Genomic DNA, 18,926 nt, shown 5'->3' with positions numbered 1-18,926 from the left:
CTACAGGCGTTCGTTCATCCCGGTCTGGTCGAACCATTGCTCAAGAAATTCGACGCAGACCTTGACCTTGGCGGATACCGATAGCCGGGAAGGATAGACAGCCCAGACGTCCGCCTGCTGGAAGTACTGCGGCAATACCGGCAGCAGCGCACCGGCCTCGATCTCACGGGAGATGTCCCAGGTCGAGCGCAGAATGATGCCGTGACCGTCGATGGCCCACTGGCGGACAATTTCCCCGTTGTTGGCCGAGAGCGGCCCGCTGACCTTGATGGCGACGAGGCCTTCCGGCCCCTCCAGTTCCCAACGTCCGAAATCCTGGTCGCGCTCGCGGATCGGAATGCAGCGATGCGCCTTCAGGTCCTCCAGCGATTGCGGCATCCCGAATCGTTCGACATAGGACGGCGCGGCACACAGCACCCGCCGATTGCGGGCAATCCGGCGCTTGATGACGTTCCCCTCGTGCACATGGCCGATCCGGATGTCGAGTTGAAAGCCTTCATCGACGAGATCGACGAGGCGGTCGAACAGTTCGACTTGGATCTCGAGTTGCGGGAATTGCCGCGCCAACGCGGAGAGGGCAGGTGCCAGACGACTGCGCCCAAAGCCGGTGCTGCTGCAAATCCGCAGGAGTCCGCTCGGCGCCGCCTTTTCCCGGGAGATCGCTTCTCCCATCAGGTCGACGTCCTCGAGGATGCGTTGCGCCCATTGATGGACGATCTCGCCCTGCGCCGTCAGAAAGACGTTGCGCGTCGTCCGATGGAACAGCCTTTCCTGGACCGCCGCCTCAAGCAACGCAATCCGCTTGCTGACCACGGCCTTGGAAACCCCAAGTTCGCGGGCGGTTTCGGCAAAACTGCGGTTGCGTGCAACGACACAAAACAGGCGGAGATCGTCGAGTTGGGGCCGAATATTCACGAATCGTATCCACGGAATTCACATTTGAATGGATTGTAAATATTTTCGTGACCGCTAAGCTAGCCGAACCAACATTCGCGCATTGCAGGGGAGATCGACATGAAGCACAAAATCGCGGTGATCGCCGGCGACGGGATCGGCAAGGAAGTCATGCCCGAGGGTCTGCGCGTCCTTGACGTGGCGATGCGCAAATTCGACCTTGATCTGGAATTCACGACCTTCGCGTGGGCGAATTGCGATTACTACCTCGAACACGGCAGGATGATGCCGGACGACTGGTTCGAGCAGCTAAGGCGCTTTGACGCCATCTACTTCGGCGCCGTCGGCTGGCCCGCCACCGTGCCGGACCACGTCTCGCTCTGGGGCTCGCTACTCAAGTTCCGCCGCGATTTCGACCAGTACGCCAATGTGCGCCCGGTTCGCCTGATGCCGGGCGTTCCCTGCCCGCTGGCCAACCGCAAGGTGGGCGACATCGACTTCTTCGTCATCCGCGAAAACACGGAAGGGGAATACTCCTCGGTCGGCGGCCGGATTTTCGAAGGGACGGACCGCGAAACGGTGATTCAGGAGTCGATCTTCACGCGCAAGGGAACCGATCGCATCCTGAAATTTGCCTTCGATCTGGCCCGACAGCGGCCGAAAAAGCACCTGACGGCGGCGACCAAGTCAAACGGCATCGCGATCAGCATGCCCTACTGGGACGAGCGTCTGGCCGCCATGGCCGAGCACTACCCCGACGTCCGCTGGGACAAGTACCACATCGACATCCTGAGCGCCCGCTTCGTGCTCAGCCCGGAGCGCTTCGATGTCGTCGTGGCCTCCAATCTCTTCGGCGACATCCTTTCCGACCTGGGGCCTGCCTGCACTGGCACGATCGGCATTGCCCCATCCGCCAATCTCAATCCCGAGCGCACCTTCCCTTCCCTCTTCGAACCGGTGCATGGCTCGGCACCGGACATTTACGGCCAAGGCATCGCCAATCCCATCGCCATGATCTGGTCCGGGGCCATGATGCTCGACTTCCTCGGGAATGGCGATGCCAGATACAAGGCAGCCCATGATGCGATGATGAAAGCGATCGAGGAAGTGCTCATCAACGGCCCGCGAACACCCGACATGGGCGGGAGCGCCACGACAAGCGAGTCGGGAAAGGCGATTGCCAAGGCGCTGGAATCGCTTGCTCCCCAGTAAACGTCGCATCCGGAAAGCCTGACAATGCATCTGCCGGCGATCGTCGATCTTCTGACCATGCTCATGCTGGGCGCCGCACTGGGCTTTTTTGGCGGCCTGTTCGGTATTGGCGGCGGGATTATTGCAATCCCCTTTCTCGGGCTTGTTCTCGGGATGGAGCAAGCGCTGGCGCAGGGAACCTCGCTGGCCATGATGGTTCCCATCCTGGTCGTCGGCTGGTGGCGATACACTCGTCGGCATCCCGTTCCCTGGCGAACCGCCATCCAGATCGGACTGCTTGCCTCGGTAACGACCTTGTTGGTGGCCTACCTGGCCACGAGCTTGAATCCAAATGTATTGCGTACCGTGTTCAGCATATTTCTCCTCGGTCTGGCGCTCCGCATGCTGGCTGGGCGGAAGAAGCCCGTTTCGGAGGAAACGGCCAGCCGCCTGAGCCCTCGACTGATGCCTGCTGTCGGCATTCTGGGTGGCGCCTGCATGGGGCTTCTGGGGGTTGGCGGTGGGCTGGTGGCAACGCCCATCTTCACGAGTCTTTTCGGTCAACGGCAAACCGTCGCTCAAAGTCTTTCTCTGGCGCTGGTCACGCCTTGCTCGCTTGTCGCCCTGATTACCTACGGCAGCGCCCGGCACGTAGACTGGTCCGTTGGCCTCCCCTTGGCGATCGGAGGGCTTCTTACCGTCTCAGCTGGCGTGGCATTGGCTCACCGACTGCCGGAACGAACCATGAAGACCACCTTCGCGTGGATGATCCTGGGCACGTCCATCTGGCTGCTACTGAAACCGATTCTCCAAAAATAGCACCCGCTCATGCGCGTTCGCAGGGCAGGATATTGGCACTGGAGGCATTCAACTGTAGGCAACGCGATGCGCTCCTGTGCTGTGCGGTCATAGTGGTTCCGGAGAGCGGCAGTTTGCTCAAAAAAAGCCGCATTCCTGGAACACGCCGTCAAGCCGCTGAGGGCACAACCGTGTCCCCGGCTACAATAACCTCTTCCAGCAAGAACCATCCAATCACTACCAAAATGACCAAACTCTACGGCATCAAGAACTGCGACACGATGAAGAAGGCCATGACCTGGCTCAGCGACAACGGCGTCGCCTACGAATTCGTCGATTACAAGAAGGCCGGTGTCGCCGAGGCCAACCTGCCCGACTGGGCGGCACGCGCCGGCTGGGAGAAGCTGCTCAACACGCGCGGCCTGATGTGGAAGAAGCTGAGCGATGAGGAGCGTTCTGCGGTCGACGCGCCAAAAGCCCTCAAATTGATGGCGCAGTATCCGGCGCTGATCAAGCGGCCGGTGCTCGACACCGGCAGCAAGCTGCTGGTCGGCTTCGCCCCCGAAACCTACGCCGCCGAACTCAAATGAGCGGCAGCAGCGTCCGCCGTTTCCTCTTCGAGCACCTCGACATCCGCGGCGCCATCGTTCACCTCGGCGATTCCTGGCAGCAAATGCAGGTCGACCGCAACTACCAGCCGACGGTCGCCCAACTGCTCGGCGAGACTGCCGCCGTCACCGCGCTGATCGCCGCCCAGCTCAAGCAACCCGGGCGCCTGACGCTGCAGTTGCGTGGCAACGGCCCGATCCAGCTGCTGGTCATGGACTGCAACGAGCAGCTGCAGATGCGCGGCATGGCGCGCAGCAACCCGGTCGTCCTGCCGGCGCCGGTGCCGGCGCTGCTCGGCGCCGACCAGGGCGGCCAGCTGATGCTCAGCCTCGACCAGCCGAACGCCCGCCACCCCTACCAGAGCTTCGTCCCGCTGGTCGGTGACAGCATCGCGGCGATTTTCGAACACTACCTCGAACAGTCCGAACAACAGCCCTCGCGCCTGTTCGTGAGCGCCGGCCCGAGGGCCGCCGCCTGCCTGTTCCTGCAGAAGATGCCGGAGGCCGACGCCCGCGACGCCGATGGCTGGCACCGCATCACCCAGCTCGCCGCCACCGTCAAGCCGGGCGAACTGCTCGAGCTCGACGCCGAGGCCCTGCTCGGCCGCCTCTTCCATGAGGACATGGCGAGCCACGGCGTGCGCGTCTACGACCCGGCGCCGGTGGTCTACCACTGCCCGGAGGACTGGACCAAGGTGCGCGACATGATCCGCAGCCTGGGCCGCGAGGATGCCGAGACGATCCTGCGTGAGCACGGCGAGATCCTGATCCGCGACGACATCTGCAACCACGAATACCGCTTCAGCGCCGAGGACGTCGCCGAGCTGTTTTCCGACGCCGGCCGGACGCTGCACTGAAACCGCACCCGAACGCGGCTGACCCCGCCGCCGGCAACGATGCGGCGGTTTCCTGCGACACCTGCGCCGCCTGCTGCTGCCGCCTGGAAGTCATGCTGACCGGCGACGACGACGTTCCTGCCCGCTTCACTGCCGAGGATCGCTGGGGCGGCTGGGTGCTGCGGCGGCTCGCCGACGGCTGGTGCGCGGCGCTCGATCGCAATACCATGCGGTGCACCATCTACGCGCGCCGCCCCTTCATCTGCCGCGACTACCGGATGGGTGGCGACGACTGCCGCGCCGAACGGACCCTCTACCTTGCCGGACCGACTCCATGACCTACGAAGAGCACCTCGACGAAGTGACCACGCTGATCACCGAGAAGTACGACGCTACCGACCAGGCGGCCATCGCCATGGTGATGCGCGCCCAGGCCGACGATTTCTTCAGCGGGCACGACGACGATCCTTCGATCTGCACGCTGGAGCGCGCCCATCAGGATGCGCGGGCGGTGTTCCGGCAATACCGCTAGGCGCCGGGAGGAAGAAATCATGCGTTCGACCCGTGCCACGGCGGCGGTCGCCCGGCTCAACAAGCGCAGCGAGGGGCGAAATTACCTGATGGTGATGACCGGCAGCGGTCTGTTCCTGCTGCGCGAGCGGGTGGATGGCAGCGACCGCGAAGTCTCGCCGGCGCTGCCGCTCGACGAATTCGTGGCCTTCGTCGACGCCCAGGGTCCGCAGCCGGCGCCCCGCATCACAAAAAACGACGCGGCCTTCGCCCGGCAGCTGGCCCGCAAGCGCTGAATCGCCGACACCCGACCCGGAGGCCACGATGCAATTCGAATATTTCCAGCAGATCCTGGTGGCGCTGATTCCCCTCTGCATCACGGTGATTCTGCATGGCTTCGGCATGGATGTCGTGCGCCGCAGCTTCAAGCGCTTCGGGCTGCCGATGCTTGAGGCGAAGGCGCACCCGGCGGCGCGCTCGGCGCTGATGGTCGGGATCGTCGCCATCATGCTGGTCACTCATTTCGCGGAAGTCATTGTCTGGGCGGCGTTCTACGTTCAGGCCGGCATGATTGGCAGCGTCCGCGAAGCCATGTTCTACTCGATGGAGTACTACACCACGCTGGCGGTCAACGTGCATAGCCTGTCCGGCCACTGGACGGGCTTCGGCGGCTTCGAGGCGATGACCGGCATGCTGATGTTCGGCTGGTCGACGGCGGTGCTTGCCGCCGTGGTCCAGCGGATGCATTCCATCGACCACTGACGGCCAGCCGCGACTAGAGGATCTTGCCCGGATTCATCAGCCCGCGCGGGTCGAGCGCCTGCTTGAGGGTGCGCATCAGGGCGATCTCGACCGGACTCTTGTAACGCAGCAATTCCTCGCGCTTGAGCTGGCCGATGCCATGCTCGGCGGAAATCGACCCGCCCAGGGCGTCGACCGCGTCATGCACCAGGCGATTGACCGCCGGCTGCGCGGCGATGAAGGCGGCGTTGTCCTGCGCATCGGGTTTCGACAGGTTGTAATGCAGGTTGCCGTCGCCGACATGGCCGAAGGCGACGACGCGGATGCCGGAAAAGGCGGCCGCCAGCGCCGCGTCGGCGCGCGCCAGGAACTCGGGAATGCGCGACACCGGCACCGCGATGTCGTGCTTGATGCTGATGCCCTCGATCTTCTGCGCTTCCGAAATGTTCTCGCGCAGCGACCACAGCTTCGCGGCCTGGGCCTGCGAGCGGGCGACGACGCCGTCATCCGCCTCGCCGCGTTCCAGCCGCTCCGTCAGCCAGCCCTCGACGGCGGTTGGGTCGGCCGCGGAGAACTCGGCCAGCACGTACCACGGGCTGGCGGCGCCCGGCCGCGCGGCGCCGGGGATGTGCCGGAGCACCAGCCCGAGCGCGGTTTCGGAGACCAGCTCGAAGGCGGTGAGATGCGCGTCGAACGCGGTTTTTGCCCGATTCAGGAGGTCGACCGCAGCTGCCGGCGTCGCGACGTTGAGCCAGCAGGTGGTCTGCGTTTTCGGCAGCGGGAAGAGCTTCAACACCGCCGCGGTGATGATGCCGAGCGTGCCTTCGGCGCCGATGAACAGCTGCTTGAGGTCGTAGCCGGTGTTGTCCTTGCGCAGGCCGCGCAGGCCGTTCCAGACTTCGCCGTCGGGCAGGACGACTTCGAGGCCGAGCGTCAGGTCGCGCGTGTTGCCGTAGCGCAGCACCTGGACGCCGCCGGCGTTGGTCGACAGATTGCCGCCGATCTGGCACGTGCCTTCGGAGGCGAGCGCCAGCGGGAACAGGCGGTCGGCGGCACGCGCGGCGTCCTGCACCGCCGCCAGCGTGCACCCGGCCTCGACGGAAATGGTGTCGTTTTGTGCGTCGACCGCAACGATGCGGTTCAGGCGCCCGAGGCTGACGATGACGGCGCCGCCGCCGGCGTCCGGTGTCGCCGCGCCGCACAGGCTGGAGTTGCCGCCCTGCGGGACGATGGGCGCACCGGCCGCCGCGCAGGCCCGGACGACCGCCGCCACTTCGGCGGTCCCGGCCGGACGCACCACGCAGCGCGCAGCGCCCCGGTAGCGGCCGCGCCAGTCGGTGACGAAGGGCGCGAGGTCGGCGGCGGCAGTCAGCACGTGGGCCGGACCGACGATGGCGGAGAGCGTGGCGATCAGCGGATCGGCGTTCATCGACGGCTCATTCGAGCAGCGAATGGAGCAACGGCAACATGTGCTCGGTCGCCTTGCGCCCGGCGGTGATGGCATCGACGCCGCGCTGGTAGTCGAGCAGCCCCATCTGCCCGAGGCGCGGGGCGACCAGCACGTCGGCCGGCTCGCCGGCCATGCGCGAGCGCGAGATGCGCCCCTGCATGATGGCGACGCTGTTGGTCACGACGTCGGTCAGCGCCGGTCGCGGCGTGCCGTCGCCGTTGCCGTTGCGCACCAGCCAGCGCCCGACCTTGTGGCGCCAGCCTTGCGCCCCGGCCTCGCCGCCCGGCTTGCGCAGGCGCAGGTTGATGGTGTCCATGCCGAGATCGACGGCGACGACGACATCGGCATCGAGCGCCCGGCACAACGAAACGGGCACCGGATTGACCAGCCCGCCATCGACCAGGAAGCGCCCGCCGATCTGGTGCGGGGCGAACAGGCCGGGCAAAGCGATCGAGGCACGCACGGCGCTGATGAGCCCGCCCTCCTTGAGCCAGACCTCGCGGCCGTTGGCGAGGTCGGTGGCGACGCAGGCGAACGGCCGGTCGAGGTCGGCGAAATCGCCGGCGAGAAAGCGCTGGGCGACGAAGTTGAGCAGGCGGTCGCCCTTGATCAGGCCGCCGCCGAGGCCGACGTCGAAGAAGCCGAGCACGTCGCGCCGCGTCAGGCTGGCGACCCAGTCCTCCAGCTCGTCGAGCTTGCCCGAGGTAAAAGCAGCGCCGACGAAGGCGCCGATCGAGGTGCCGCAGACCAGGTCCGGCTCGATGCCGGCATGCTGCAGCGCGCGCAGCACGCCGATGTGCGCCCAGCCGCGCGCCGAGCCGGAACCGAGGGCGATGCCGAGACGCGGACTGCCCATCGCGCCCTCAGTCCTGCCGCACGAACTCGGCGTAGAGGTCGTGGTGGTCGGCATCGACGACCCTGACCTGGAGGAAGTCGCCCGGCGCGGCATCGAAATGGCCGTCGATGTAGACCAGGCCGTCGATTTCCGGGGCATCGGCCTTGGAGCGGGCGATAGTGCCCTCCTCGTCCACGGCATCAACCAGCACCTGGATCGTGCTGTCGATCTTCGCTTCCAGCTTGGCGGCGCTGATGTCCTCCTGGACCTGCATCAGCCAGCGGCGGCGATCCTCGCGCACATCCTCCGGCGGCAGGCCGGGGAGCTCGTTGGCCCTGGCCCCATCAACCGGCGAGTAGGCGAAGGCACCGACGCGGTCGAGCTTGGCGTCTTCGAGGAACTGGATCAGCTGGTCGAAATCCTCTTCGGTCTCGCCGGGGAAGCCGGTGATGAAGGTCGAGCGGATGACGATTTCCGGGCAGATCTCGCGCCATTTGGCGATCCGTTCCAGCGTGTTCTCGGCCGAGGCCGGACGCTTCATCGCCTTGAGGATCCTCGGGCTGGCGTGCTGGAAGGGCACGTCCAGATACGGCAGGATCTTGCCCTCGGCCATCAGCGGGATGACGTCGTCGACCGACGGATAGGGATAGACGTAGTGCAGACGGACCCAGATGCCGAAGCTGGCCAGCGCATCGCACAATTCCTTCAGGCGCGACTTGACCGGCTTGCCGCCCCAGAAGCCGGTGCGGTACTTGAGATCGACGCCGTAGGCGCTGGTGTCCTGCGAGATAACGAGGATTTCCTTGACGCCGGCGCGGGCGAGGCTTTCCGCCTCGGCCAGCACGTCGCCGACCGGCCGCGACACCAGCGGCCCGCGCAGGCTCGGGATGATGCAGAAGGTGCAGCTGTGGTTGCAGCCTTCGGAAATCTTCAGGTAGGCGAAATGGTCCGGCGTCAGGCGCACGCCCTGCGGCGGCACGAGGTCGGTGTACGGGTCGTGCGGCTTGGGCAGGTGGTCATGGACGTAACCCATTACCTCGTCGGCGGCATGCGGGCCGGTGACGGCGAGGACTGCGGGATGCGTGGTCTGGACGATGTCGCCCTTGGCGCCGAGGCAGCCGGTGACGATGACCTTGCCGTTCTCGTTGAGCGCCTCGCCGATGGCGTCGAGCGATTCCTCGACCGCGGCGTCGATGAAGCCGCAAGTGTTGACGATGACGAGGTCGGAATCGTCGTAGCTCGGCGAAATCTCGTAGCCTTCGGCGCGCAGCCTGGTCAGGATGCGCTCGGCATCGGAGCTGGCTTTCGGACAGCCGAGGGAGACGAAACCGACGGTCGGCACTTTTGTGTTCAAGTTCATTACCTCAGGTGCTGCAAAACAAAAAAGCCCCGATTCGGGATCAGGGCTTGGCGAATCATGCCGATGCGTTGCGCAACGCATTCAGCGGAAAGGATTTTCCAGCGTGACGGGGTTTTAGTCAAACGCCGCGGCGGACGAAAAAAAGGCGGGAGACCGGCTCCCGCCCAAGCGGAGTCTGCCCGGACCGGCGTCAGGGCAGGAGGAAGGAGGCTTTTTCGCGGACCTTGATGTCGGCGTTCTCGCTGGCGACGATCTCGAAATGGATCGGATTGGCGCCCTGCCTGCCGGCATCCGGCGCCACCCTGACGACGGTATTGAAGGCCTGCAGCGTCGCGGCGGGGACATCGACCTCGCGCTCGCCGGCGATTTCCGCCCCCGGCAGGCCGTCGACCGCAACCGTGTAGCGGTGCGGCCGCTCCTCGGTGTTCATGATCTGCAGGGTATAGACGTTCTCGATGCGCCCGTCGTCGGCTTCGCGCGCCAGGGTCGAGCGGTCGCGGATGATGTCGACCTTGAGCGGGATGCGGTGCGCCAGGAACCAGCCGGCGGCGCCAACGATGAGCACCAGGATGGCGGTGTAGACGAGGATGCGCGGCCGGACGACGTGGCCGATGATCTCCTGGCGCGTCAGGTGGCGGGCCATGGCGTTCTCGGTCGAATAGCGGACCAGGCCGCGCGGCAGACCGACCTTGTCCATGACCTGGTCGCAGACGTCCACGCAGGCGGCACAGCCGATGCATTCGTACTGCAGGCCGTTGCGGATGTCGATGCCGGTCGGGCAGACCTGCACGCAGAGCCCGCAATCGACGCAGTCGCCCAGGCCGGCGGCCTTGGCATCGACGCCCTTGCGGCGCGCGCCGCGCGTTTCGCCGCGTTCCGGATCGTAGGTGATGATCAGCGTGTCGGGGTCGAACATCACGCTCTGGAAACGGGCGTAGGGACACATGTACTTGCACACCTGCTCGCGCATGAAGCCGGCCATCAGGTAGGTGAAGCCGCCGTAGAAGAAGATCCAGAAGGTTTCCCAGCCGCTCAGGTCGTTGGACTTGACCGCCGCGATCAGTTCGTTGACCGGCGTGAAGTAGGCGACCAGCGTGAAGCCGGTCCACAGCGAGACCAGCAGCCACAGCAGGTGCTTGGTGCCCTTGATGCGGATCTTGCGCGCATCGAGCGGCGCCTTGTCGAGCTTGATGCGGGCGTTGCGCTCGCCCTCGATCCAGTTCTCGATCCACATGAACATCTGGGTATACACCGTCTGCGGACAGGCGTAGCCGCAGAACAGGCGGCCGGCGATGGCGGTGACGAGGAAGAGCGCGTAGGCCGAGATGATCAGCAGCGCCGCCAGGTAGATGACGTCCTGCGGCCAGAAGACCAGGCCGAAGATGTAGAACTTGCGCTCGACCAGATGCAGCAGCACCGCCTGGCGGTCGTTCCAGACCAGCCACGGCGTGACGTAGAAGAGGATCTGGGTGAAGATCACCAGCGCGATGCGCCAGTTGTCGAAGAATCCGCGCACGCCCTTGGCGTAGATTTTCTTGCGCTTCTCGTAGAACGAAACCTGGCTGGGCGTTTCCTGGGACGTGCTGGTCTGGGGCTGGCTCATTGATGATCGTGGCGACTGGTCGATAGGGTCGGAAACCGGGACGACGGCAACCGCGAAGGTCCGGCTGCAACAAGCGAGCCTGCGGGGCGAACAAGGGGGAAATGCCGCCGGACCGTTCCACGGTTGACCGGGCCGTTCCCTGAAGGGCAGGAGGACGCGCTGCAGGGAATGGGTCACCGGTTTCCGGTAAAGCCATTAACAAGATGCGTGCCTGCCCGGTGTATTTTGATTTCCGCTTGTCAATCAGCAGCTTAGACACCTTCGTTCGGGCTAGCACTTTTGCACGAGGCCACGCTGTGCCATTATTGGCGAACAACATTGTCAATTTTGACAAAATTCCATGACCGCCCATTTTCTCAGCGAACTGATCTCCTTCCTCGACGGCCTGCCCGAACCGCGCATCGTGATGGATGCCGACTACCGCATCGTCGCCGCCAACGCCGCCTATGCGCGGGAATTCGGCAGCGGGCAGCCGGTCGCCGGGCGCACCTGCTACGAGGTGTCGCATCGCTTCAGCGTGCCCTGCGACCAGGCCGGCGAATCCTGCCCGCTCAAGCAGAGCCTCGAAGCCGGCACGCCACAGCGCGTGCTCCACCTCCACCACACGCCGCGCGGCGAGGAACACGTCGATGTCGAGACCACCCCGATCCGCGACGACCAGGGGCAGATCGTCTATTTCGTCGAGACCATGCGCGTCGTCCGCCAGGCCAGCAGCCGGGCCGCCGCACAAGGACTGGTCGGCCGCTCGCCGGCCTTCGTGAGCATGCTGGAAAAGGTGATGCGGGTCGCCGGCGCCGACGCCAGCGTACTCCTGCTCGGCGAAACCGGCACCGGCAAGGAACTGGTCGCGCACGCCATCCACGAGGCCGGCGACCGCAACGAAGGGCCGTTCGTTGCGGTCGACTGCGCCGGAATGACCGAAACGCTGTTCGAGAGCGAACTCTTCGGCTACGAAAAAGGCGCCTTCACCGGCGCCACGCACCGCAAGCAGGGGCTGGTCGAAGCGGCAGCCGGCGGCACGCTGTTCCTCGACGAAATCGGCGAACTGCCGCTCGCCCTTCAGGTCAAGCTGCTACGCCTGCTGGAAACCGGCACCTACCGCCGGGTCGGCGGCCTCGACTGGCTGCCCGCCGACTTCCGCCTGATCACCGCCACCCACCGCGACCTGCGCGCCATGGTCCACGCCGAGACCTTCCGCCGCGACCTCTATTTCCGCATCAACACCTTCCCGATCCACACGCCGGCACTGCACGAGCGCACCGAAGACATTCCGCTGCTGGCCATTTCGCTGCTCGAACGCGTCGACCGCAAGCGCACGCGCAGCTTCACCCCGGCCGCCCTCGCCTGGCTGGCCGGCCGCCGCTTCAGCGGCAACATCCGCGAACTGCGCAACCTGATCGAACGCGCCACCCTGCTCGCCGACGGCGACGTGATCGATGTGCGCCACCTGGCGGAAATGGCCGACGACATACCCGAAGCGCCGGACGCGGCGAACGCTTCGTTCCAGATGCACGAAATCGTCGACCTGGCGACACTGGAAAGACGTTACCTGGAATGGGTCAGGACGAACTCCCGCAACGACCTGCCGACGCTGGCCGGCAAACTCGGCATCAGCCCGCGAACCCTTTACCGCAAGCTGCGCAATCTCTGAAAAACAAAAAAGCGCCCAAAAGGCGCTTTGCTGTGTTTTTCCTGGCGGAGAGGGGGGGATTCGAACCCCCGATAGGCTATTAACCTATACACGCTTTCCAGGCGTGCGACTTAAACCACTCATCCACCTCTCCGGGAGGCGCGCATTGTAGCAGAGGGGCGCCGTTCGTCAAAGGAACTTTCTCAGCCACGCCAGCCCGATCCAGAGGGCGAAAAGGAGGAAAAACGCGAGCAGGCCGGCGGCACTTTGCGAACTGTGCCTGGGCAGAAGCCTGGCGGCCACGCGTCGCGGTGGACCGGTCACCAGGTCGAAAAACCGGTAAATGACGTTCTGCCGGCGCCGCTCGCCGGCCAGCAGGTAGAGCGCACCCTGCCCGATCAGGCACAAGCCAACCATCTCGACGACGGCGCGCAGGGCGCCGATCAGGAACGCCAGCACGCGCGCGCCCTACTCGTCATCGATGCCGAATTCCTCATCGAGTCGTCGCATCCGCCGGTTGTAGTACCAGATGATGACCAGATAGACGACCAGCGATCCCTGGGCCGCCATGTAGAAACCGAGCGGGAATCCGAACAGGCTGAAGGCATTGAGCTCCGGCGCATACCAGGTCAGCACGAAGGTGACGAAGACCCAGATGACGAGCAGGCCGAAGGTCAGGCGCCGCGTCTTTCGCCAGTAGAGGCCGTGCGCCATCACGTATCCTGCCGGCGGCGGGAGCGGCGAATGGCATCGACGAAGCCATCGGCCGCCGATTCCGGCGCCCTGGTGAACAGGCTGACGACGATGATGGTGACGAATCCGGCCAGCACGCCGAAGACGCCGGCCGACGTGGATTGCACCTGGAACCAGGGCTCCATGCGCAGGCCGCTGACGCCGAGCCAGGCGACGCTGTCGAACTCGACGCGGAAGATGTAGTAGATCGCGATCGACAGGCCGACCACCATGCCGGCCAGCGCCCCGGCGCGCGTCGCCCGGCGCCAGAAGATGCCGAGCACCAGCGCGGGAAAGAAGGCCGAACCGGCGATCGAGAAAGCCCAGGCGACCATCGACAGGATGGTGCCCGGCTTCTGCGCGGCGACGGTGGCGGCCAGCACCGCCACCACGAGCAGCAGCGATTTGGAGATGACGAGGCGGAACTGGGTCGAGGACTGGGGACGGAAGACCCGGTAGTAGACGTCGTGCGACAGGGCGCTGGTGATCGTCAGCAACAGCCCGTCGGCGGTGGACAGCGCTGCCGCCAGGCCGCCGGCGGCGACCAGCCCGGAGACGACGTAGGGCATGCCGGCAATCTCCGGCGTGGCCAGCACGATCACGTCCGGGTTGAGCGAAAGCTCGGCCAGTTGCAGGATGCCGTCGCGGTTGATGTCCTCGATGCTGACCAGCCCGATCTTGCTCCACGCGGCGACCCAGCCCGGCAGCTTGTCGATCGGGATGGCGACCAGGTGCGTGAAGACTTCGTACTTGACGAACACCGCGTAGGCCGGCGCCGTGATGTAGAGCAGCAGGATGAACAACAGCGACCAGAACACCGATTCCCGCGCCTGGCGAACGCTCGGCGTCGTGTAGTAGCGCATCAGCACGTGCGGCAGCGCCGCGGTACCCACGGTGAGGCAGAAGACCAGCGCCAGGAAGTTGATGCGCTGCGCCCGGGCGGCATCGGCGTCGTCGCCGGGAAATGCCGCCGCGTGCGGAATCGGCGGCGCCGCACGCTCGGCCGCCGCATACATCGCCGTTTCCCAGCGCAGCCGCGCCTGTTCCGGATCGTGCGGCAGTTCCCGGCGCTGCTTTTCGAGCGCCACGATGTCCTTCATCTGCGCGTCGCTGGCCTTGAGCTCGTTGATCTTCGCCGTCAGCTGCTCGCGTTCGAGGACCAGCGAATTCGGCAGCTGCATGATCTTCTGGGCATACTCGTCGGCCCGCTCGCGATAGAGACGACGGGCGTCGACCTCGGCCGGGCTGTCGAACAGCCTGCCCTCCATCTGCTGGACCTGCTGCAGCACCTGACCATAGACGACCTGCGGCACCGGGTTTCCGGTCACCGACCAGGAGAGGATGGCGACCGGCGTGATGTAGGCGATGATCAGGATCACGTATTGCGCGACCTGCGTCCACGTCACCGCGCGCATGCCGCCGAGGAAGGAGCAGACGAGGATGCCGGCGAGGCCGACGAAGACGCCGATCTCGAACTGCAGGCTGACAAAGCGGCTGGTGATGACGCCGACCCCGTAGATCTGCGCCACGACATAGACGAACGAAGCCAGGATCGCCGCGCCGACGGCGACCATGCGGATCGCGTTGCCGCCGTAGCGGGCGCTCAGGAAATCAGGAATCGTGTATTCGCCGAAGCGCCGCAGGTACGGCGCCAGCAGCAACGCGACCAGGACGAAGCCGCCGGTCCAGCCGAGGACGAAGGCCAGTCCCTGGTAGCCGGAAAGATAGAGCGTGCCGGCCAGGCCGATGAACGACGCGGCGCTCATCCAGTCGGCGCCGGTCGCCATGCCGTTGAAGAAGGCCGGCACCCTGCGCCCGGCGACGTAGAACTCGGAGACATCCGAGGTGCGGCTCATGATGCCGATCACCGCGTACATCGAGATGGTGAAGATCAGGAAGGAATAGCCGATCCAGCGCGGCGGCATGCCGTGATCCTCGAGGATGGCGAGCGCCACCACGAAGAGGATGAACCCGCCGGTGTAGAGCAGGTAGTAGCGTTGCAGCCTGGTCAGCGAGCCCGGCATTGCCGCATGTCAGTGGTGGCGGCGCAGAAAGGTCGCGGCCTGCGATTCCTCGACGAGCTTGCCGGCAGTGGCGATTTCCTTGCCGGTGGCGCGCACCAGCAGCATCTGGAACAGGCGCGCGAGGACCAGCGTGTTGGCCATCGTGTCGCGCCGCCCGCTGCTACCGAGCCCGAACATCTCCAGCCAGTCGTCAAGCGCCACGACCTTCATCGACTTCTCTGGGAACAGCGAGGGCAGTAGCCAGGCCAGGTCGATCCACTGCGGCTGAAAATCGACGCCGAGGCGTTCCTTGTAGGCGCGCTGCAGGAAGCCGCTGACGAACGGGCTGTGGTAGGTCACCAGCGGGGCCTTGGCGGCGTAGGTCAAAAAGGCCATCAGCTGGCGGTCGACCGCAGCATCGGCGGCCACATCGGCGGCAAGGTCGAGCGCGAAGGCGTCGGCCGGCAGGATCGAACCGGCCTGCACGCCGACCGCCGAGATGCCGAGCAATTCGTCTTCCGCCGCGCGCGAACCCGAGGTGGCGACATCGACCACCACGTAGCGCGTATGGAAATGCGGCCCGTCGAGGGCCGGCGCCGTGCTGGCGCGCCAGGCCTCGAGCGCCAGCCGGACATCTTCCGGCAGGCTGGCCGGTGAGCGGGTGCCGCCCTTGAGCAGGAAATTCTTCAGTCCGAAAACCATCAATGCACCTGGTAATCGAGTTTGAGGCGGGTCTGGATCTTGCGCGCCTGGCGGAAGGATTCCTTGAGGATGCGGCGATCGAGCTCGTTCAGGTTGTCCGGATTGATCAGGTTGTCGCCCTGGCGGCCCGGCTCGCCTTCGAGGTACTGGTGGCGCAGGCGCAGCAGCTGGATGAAGTCCAGCCCTTCGAGGACGGCGTTGATTTCTTCGTCGCGGATCGACAGGCGTTTCGACGCCAGGCGCAGGCGCTGCACCGAGTTGGTGTTATGAACGCCGGTCGCCAGCGCATAGATGCGGGCGACATCGACGAAGATGCGCGAGCCGTATTTCTTGAGGTCGATCTTGCCCGGCTGGTCGGGTTCGAGGTCGGTCAGGAAGTCGCGGATTTTGCCCAGCGGCGGCTCGACATCCAGAGCATTGTGCGCCATGGCACGCAGGAACATCGGGTTGGACGAGGTCTGGACCAGTAGGTGGCGGCGCATCGCGTCGGCCAGCTCGGCCTTGCCGAACAGGGCGCGGAAGTCGAAGAAGATGGTCGCGTTGAGCAGCGCCTCGGGCTGCGGCACGCGGATCCACTGCGAGAACTGCTCTTTCCATTCGTCCAGCGACAGGCACCACTGCGGGTTGCTGGCCATGATGTTGCCCTTGCACAGCGGGAAGCCGCAACGGTCGAGATCCTTGTTGACATCGAGGGCGAAGGCGAGAAAGCGCTGCCGCAGGCCGTCGACCGCAGCCGCCTCGGGCGCGGCGAAGACGATGCCGTTGTCCTGGTCGGTGCTGAAGGTCTGTTCGTCGCGCCCTTCCGAGCCGAAGGCCAGCCACGCCCATTCGATGCCGTCGAAATTGTGGTTGTTCAGGTTGAGCTGGATGACGCGGCGGGTCAGCGCATCGTTGAGCGCCGAGATGAACTGCGTCAGCTGCTCGGCGCCGATGCCCTGGGCCAGCATGTTGAACGACAGCTGGCGGACGTCGGCCGCCGATTGCTGCAGCGCCTCGACGTTCTCGGCCGATTCGATGGTCTGGCGGATCTGGCGCAGGCCGACGCGCTGCAGGGCGAACAGGTCGCGCTCGGAAACAACGCCGGTCAGGCGCCCCTCGGCATCGGTCACCAGCACGTGGCGGATGCCGTTGGTCGCCATCGCCAACATCGCATCGTAGGCGGTGGCGTGCTCTTCGAGCATGAAGGGGGTCGGCGACATCGCTGCACTGATCGGCGCGTCATGCGGCAGATCGGCGAGCACGACGCGGTCGAGCAGGTCGGAGCGGGTGAACACGCCGACCGGCTTGCGATCCTCGCCGGCAATCACCAGGGAGCCGACGTGCGCCTTCGACATGCCTTCCAGCGCGGTGCGCAGCGGCGTTTCCGGCGCCACGGTAACCGGCGAGCGCGAGCCGATGCCGGCCAGCGGCGAATTGAGCGTCTGCTGTTCGCTGGCGCGCTGGGCAAACTGCTGCTGCAACTGCAGGCGCGACTGGTTGAGCAGGCTGGCGATGTATTGCGTGCAGAACAGGTTGAACTCGCGGCTGGTCGCCATCAGCGTCAGGAAGTCCTCGGCCGGCAGCTGGTAGCAGAAGGTGTCCTCGACGGCGGTATAGACGTTGGTCGACGGCCGCCCGGCGGTCACCGCACCGATCGGGAAGCTCTCGCCCGGGTTGAGGCTGAGGACCGAATATTCGGTCACCGTGACTTCGCCGGCCTGGCGGGCCTGCACCTTGCCGCTCTCGATCAGGTAGAAGTAGCGCACGTTGCCGGCGTCGGGGCCGATGATCTCGCTGCCGGCCGCATAGAAGGTCAGCTTCGCCTTGTCGGCGAAGAACTGCAGCGCTTCCGCCGCCATCTTGTTGAACGGGGCGTGCAGCTTCAGGAAACCCTGGGTGCTCCCCGCGACACGCCGGCTGCCCTGCTGCCGCAATGCCATTTCTGCCTGGCCGATGGCCTGTTGTTCGGTGCTCACGACAACCTCATTTTTTTCAAAGACCGTAGTTTAACTTGAGACGCTGCTGCAGTCGCCTGGCCTGCTTGAGCGACTCCTTGAGGATCGCCCGGTCGACGTCGTGCAGCCCGGCCAGCGGAACGGCGTTGCCGGCCTCGGGACCGGCGGCGAGCTGGTGGGCCAGGCGCAGCCGTAAAATGTGCGAAAAAGCGGCGTCGACCGCAACGATCTCGTCCGCCAGCAGGCCGTTGGCCGGGCCGGCGTCGTGCAGGCGGGCGCTGCTATTCACCGCGCGCGCGCCGGCCGCCAGCGCGAAGATGCGCGCCGCGTCGACGAAGATGCGGCTGCCGAACTTCTTCAGGTCGACCGTCTCGCCGGCCGCCCCGCTCTCCCCCGCCACCTCGCCGAGGAAATTGAGCGGCACCGCCGCCTGCAGCGCGTTGCTCGCCATCAGGTGCAGGAAGGCCGGGGTTTCGGCGGTGAGCGCCAGGAGCAGGCTGCGCAGCGATTCGCCGAGGTTGGCGTCGCCGTACAGCGGCGTGAGGTCGAAGAAGATGCTGGCATTGAGCAGCGCCTGCGGCTCCGGGCGGCGCACCCATTCGACGAACTGCTGCCGCCACTCGTCGAGCGACAGGCACCACGCCGGGTTGCCGGCCATGATGCCGCCGCTGCACAGCTTGAAGCCGCAGTCGGCGAGACGCCGGTTAACGTCCTGTGCAAAGGGCAGGAACAGCTCGCGCAGCGCGTCGGCCTCGTGGCCGTCGGTGGCGCTGAAGATCAGGCCGTTGTCCTGATCGCTGACGAAGGTCTGTTCGTGCCGGCCCTCCGAGCCGAGCGCCAGCCAGCACCAGCTCACCGCCGGCAGGCGGTGGCGACGCGCCGTCAGTTCGATGACGCGCAGCGACAGGCGGTCGTTGAAGGCCGAAATCAGGCGCGTCAGCAGGCGGCCGCCGAGGTCGCGGGCGGCAAGATCGGCGAGGAATTCGTCGAGCCGCTCGGCGAGGCGCGGCGCCTCCTCCAGCGCGCTCAGCGCGTTGAGATCGTTTTCCAGTGCCAGCTGCCGGCGGCAGGGCAGGACGCCTTCGAGGGACCAGGGCAC

Annotated in this window: 20 protein-coding genes and 1 tRNA gene; 9 read left to right on the top strand and 12 right to left on the bottom strand. The window is 65.7% G+C overall.

The features are described from left to right. A complete protein-coding gene (locus GH660_RS16480; RefSeq protein WP_153147854.1) occupies positions 1-915 on the bottom strand; it encodes a LysR family transcriptional regulator in 915 nt (304 codons plus the stop codon). A 99-nt stretch (positions 916-1,014) separates the two neighbouring features. Between GH660_RS16480 and GH660_RS16475 the strand changes: the two genes are divergently transcribed. The 8 genes from GH660_RS16475 to GH660_RS16440 all read left to right on the top strand — a co-directional run bounded on the left by GH660_RS16475 (position 1,015) and on the right by GH660_RS16440 (position 5,599). Then, positions 1,015-2,106 (top strand): tartrate dehydrogenase, encoded by a 1,092-nt coding sequence (locus tag GH660_RS16475; protein WP_153147853.1) that lies wholly within the window; start codon positions 1,015-1,017, stop codon positions 2,104-2,106. Between the two features lie 24 nt (positions 2,107-2,130). Next, positions 2,131-2,904, top strand: coding sequence for a sulfite exporter TauE/SafE family protein (locus GH660_RS16470; protein ID WP_153147852.1), 774 nt, complete (start codon positions 2,131-2,133; stop codon positions 2,902-2,904). Between the two features lie 224 nt (positions 2,905-3,128). Beyond that, the gene (locus GH660_RS16465; protein ID WP_153147851.1) at positions 3,129-3,473 is read left to right on the top strand and encodes an arsenate reductase; all 345 of its coding nucleotides are present in this window, start codon (positions 3,129-3,131) and stop codon (positions 3,471-3,473) included. Next, a complete protein-coding gene (locus tag GH660_RS16460) occupies positions 3,470-4,348 on the top strand; it encodes an Hsp33 family molecular chaperone HslO (protein WP_153147850.1) in 879 nt (292 codons plus the stop codon). Before GH660_RS16465 ends, GH660_RS16460 begins: the two co-directional genes overlap by 4 nt. Next, positions 4,273-4,665, top strand: a complete 393-nt coding sequence (locus tag GH660_RS16455; protein ID WP_368666124.1) for a YkgJ family cysteine cluster protein — start codon at positions 4,273-4,275, stop codon at positions 4,663-4,665. Before GH660_RS16460 ends, GH660_RS16455 begins: the two co-directional genes overlap by 76 nt. Beyond that, positions 4,662-4,859, top strand: coding sequence for a hypothetical protein (locus GH660_RS16450; RefSeq protein ID WP_153147848.1), 198 nt, complete (start codon positions 4,662-4,664; stop codon positions 4,857-4,859). The genes GH660_RS16455 and GH660_RS16450 overlap by 4 nt, the downstream gene beginning before the upstream one ends. 19 nt (positions 4,860-4,878) lie before the next feature. Further along, on the top strand, positions 4,879-5,133 hold the full coding sequence (locus tag GH660_RS16445) for a hypothetical protein (RefSeq protein WP_153147847.1): 255 nt from the start codon (positions 4,879-4,881) through the stop codon (positions 5,131-5,133). 28 nt (positions 5,134-5,161) lie between these two features. After that, positions 5,162-5,599 (top strand): hypothetical protein, encoded by a 438-nt coding sequence (locus GH660_RS16440; RefSeq protein ID WP_153147846.1) that lies wholly within the window; start codon positions 5,162-5,164, stop codon positions 5,597-5,599. 13 nt (positions 5,600-5,612) lie between these two features. On the opposite strand, the gene GH660_RS16435 is transcribed toward GH660_RS16440, so the two are convergent. The 4 genes from GH660_RS16435 to ccoG form a co-directional block, all read right to left on the bottom strand. Further along, positions 5,613-7,007, bottom strand: a complete 1,395-nt coding sequence (locus tag GH660_RS16435) for an FAD-binding oxidoreductase (RefSeq protein WP_153147845.1) — start codon at positions 7,005-7,007, stop codon at positions 5,613-5,615. 7 nt (positions 7,008-7,014) lie between these two features. Then, positions 7,015-7,884: a patatin-like phospholipase family protein gene (locus GH660_RS16430; RefSeq protein ID WP_153147844.1), complete on the bottom strand. Its 870-nt coding sequence runs from the start codon at positions 7,882-7,884 to the stop codon at positions 7,015-7,017. 7 nt (positions 7,885-7,891) lie between these two features. Beyond that, on the bottom strand, positions 7,892-9,223 hold the full coding sequence (gene rimO, locus GH660_RS16425; protein WP_153147843.1) for a 30S ribosomal protein S12 methylthiotransferase RimO: 1,332 nt from the start codon (positions 9,221-9,223) through the stop codon (positions 7,892-7,894). A gap of 190 nt (positions 9,224-9,413) precedes the next feature. Beyond that, entirely contained in the window at positions 9,414-10,826 is a 1,413-nt protein-coding gene (ccoG, locus tag GH660_RS16420; RefSeq protein ID WP_153147842.1) for a cytochrome c oxidase accessory protein CcoG, read from the bottom strand. Between the two features lie 340 nt (positions 10,827-11,166). On the opposite strand from ccoG, the gene GH660_RS16415 reads away from it, so the two are divergent. Then, complete coding sequence (locus GH660_RS16415; RefSeq protein ID WP_153147841.1) at positions 11,167-12,477, top strand: sigma-54-dependent Fis family transcriptional regulator; 1,311 nt, start codon at positions 11,167-11,169, stop codon at positions 12,475-12,477. 42 nt (positions 12,478-12,519) lie between these two features. Here the strand turns inward: GH660_RS16415 and GH660_RS16410 are convergent. From GH660_RS16410 to GH660_RS16380, 7 genes are all read right to left on the bottom strand, one after another. Continuing rightward, positions 12,520-12,610 (bottom strand) — tRNA-Ser (locus GH660_RS16410). A 35-nt stretch (positions 12,611-12,645) separates the two neighbouring features. Beyond that, a complete protein-coding gene (locus GH660_RS16405; protein ID WP_153147840.1) occupies positions 12,646-12,915 on the bottom strand; it encodes a hypothetical protein in 270 nt (89 codons plus the stop codon). A gap of 9 nt (positions 12,916-12,924) precedes the next feature. Beyond that, the gene (locus tag GH660_RS16400; RefSeq protein ID WP_153147839.1) at positions 12,925-13,170 is read right to left on the bottom strand and encodes a DUF4212 domain-containing protein; all 246 of its coding nucleotides are present in this window, start codon (positions 13,168-13,170) and stop codon (positions 12,925-12,927) included. Beyond that, a complete protein-coding gene (locus tag GH660_RS16395) occupies positions 13,170-15,212 on the bottom strand; it encodes a sodium:solute symporter family protein (RefSeq protein WP_153147838.1) in 2,043 nt (680 codons plus the stop codon). Before GH660_RS16395 ends, GH660_RS16400 begins: the two co-directional genes overlap by 1 nt. Positions 15,213-15,221: 9 nt before the next feature. After that, positions 15,222-15,893, bottom strand: a complete 672-nt coding sequence (locus GH660_RS16390) for a hypothetical protein (protein WP_153147837.1) — start codon at positions 15,891-15,893, stop codon at positions 15,222-15,224. Further along, positions 15,893-17,812 carry a DUF294 nucleotidyltransferase-like domain-containing protein gene (locus tag GH660_RS16385; protein ID WP_153147902.1) on the bottom strand — a complete coding sequence of 640 codons (1,920 nt, stop codon included), beginning with the start codon at positions 17,810-17,812 and terminating at the stop codon, positions 15,893-15,895. The genes GH660_RS16390 and GH660_RS16385 overlap by 1 nt, the downstream gene beginning before the upstream one ends. A 52-nt stretch (positions 17,813-17,864) precedes the next feature. Next, positions 17,865-18,926, bottom strand: a complete 1,062-nt coding sequence (locus tag GH660_RS16380) for a DUF294 nucleotidyltransferase-like domain-containing protein (RefSeq protein ID WP_153147836.1) — start codon at positions 18,924-18,926, stop codon at positions 17,865-17,867.

Origin of the sequence: Dechloromonas sp. H13, from assembly GCF_009469615.1 — a bacterium.
In the GTDB taxonomy this organism is placed as follows: domain Bacteria; phylum Pseudomonadota; class Gammaproteobacteria; order Burkholderiales; family Rhodocyclaceae; genus Azonexus.
The sequence above is the reverse complement of the archived record's forward strand: the minus strand, read 5'-3'. Positions and strand labels throughout refer to the sequence as shown.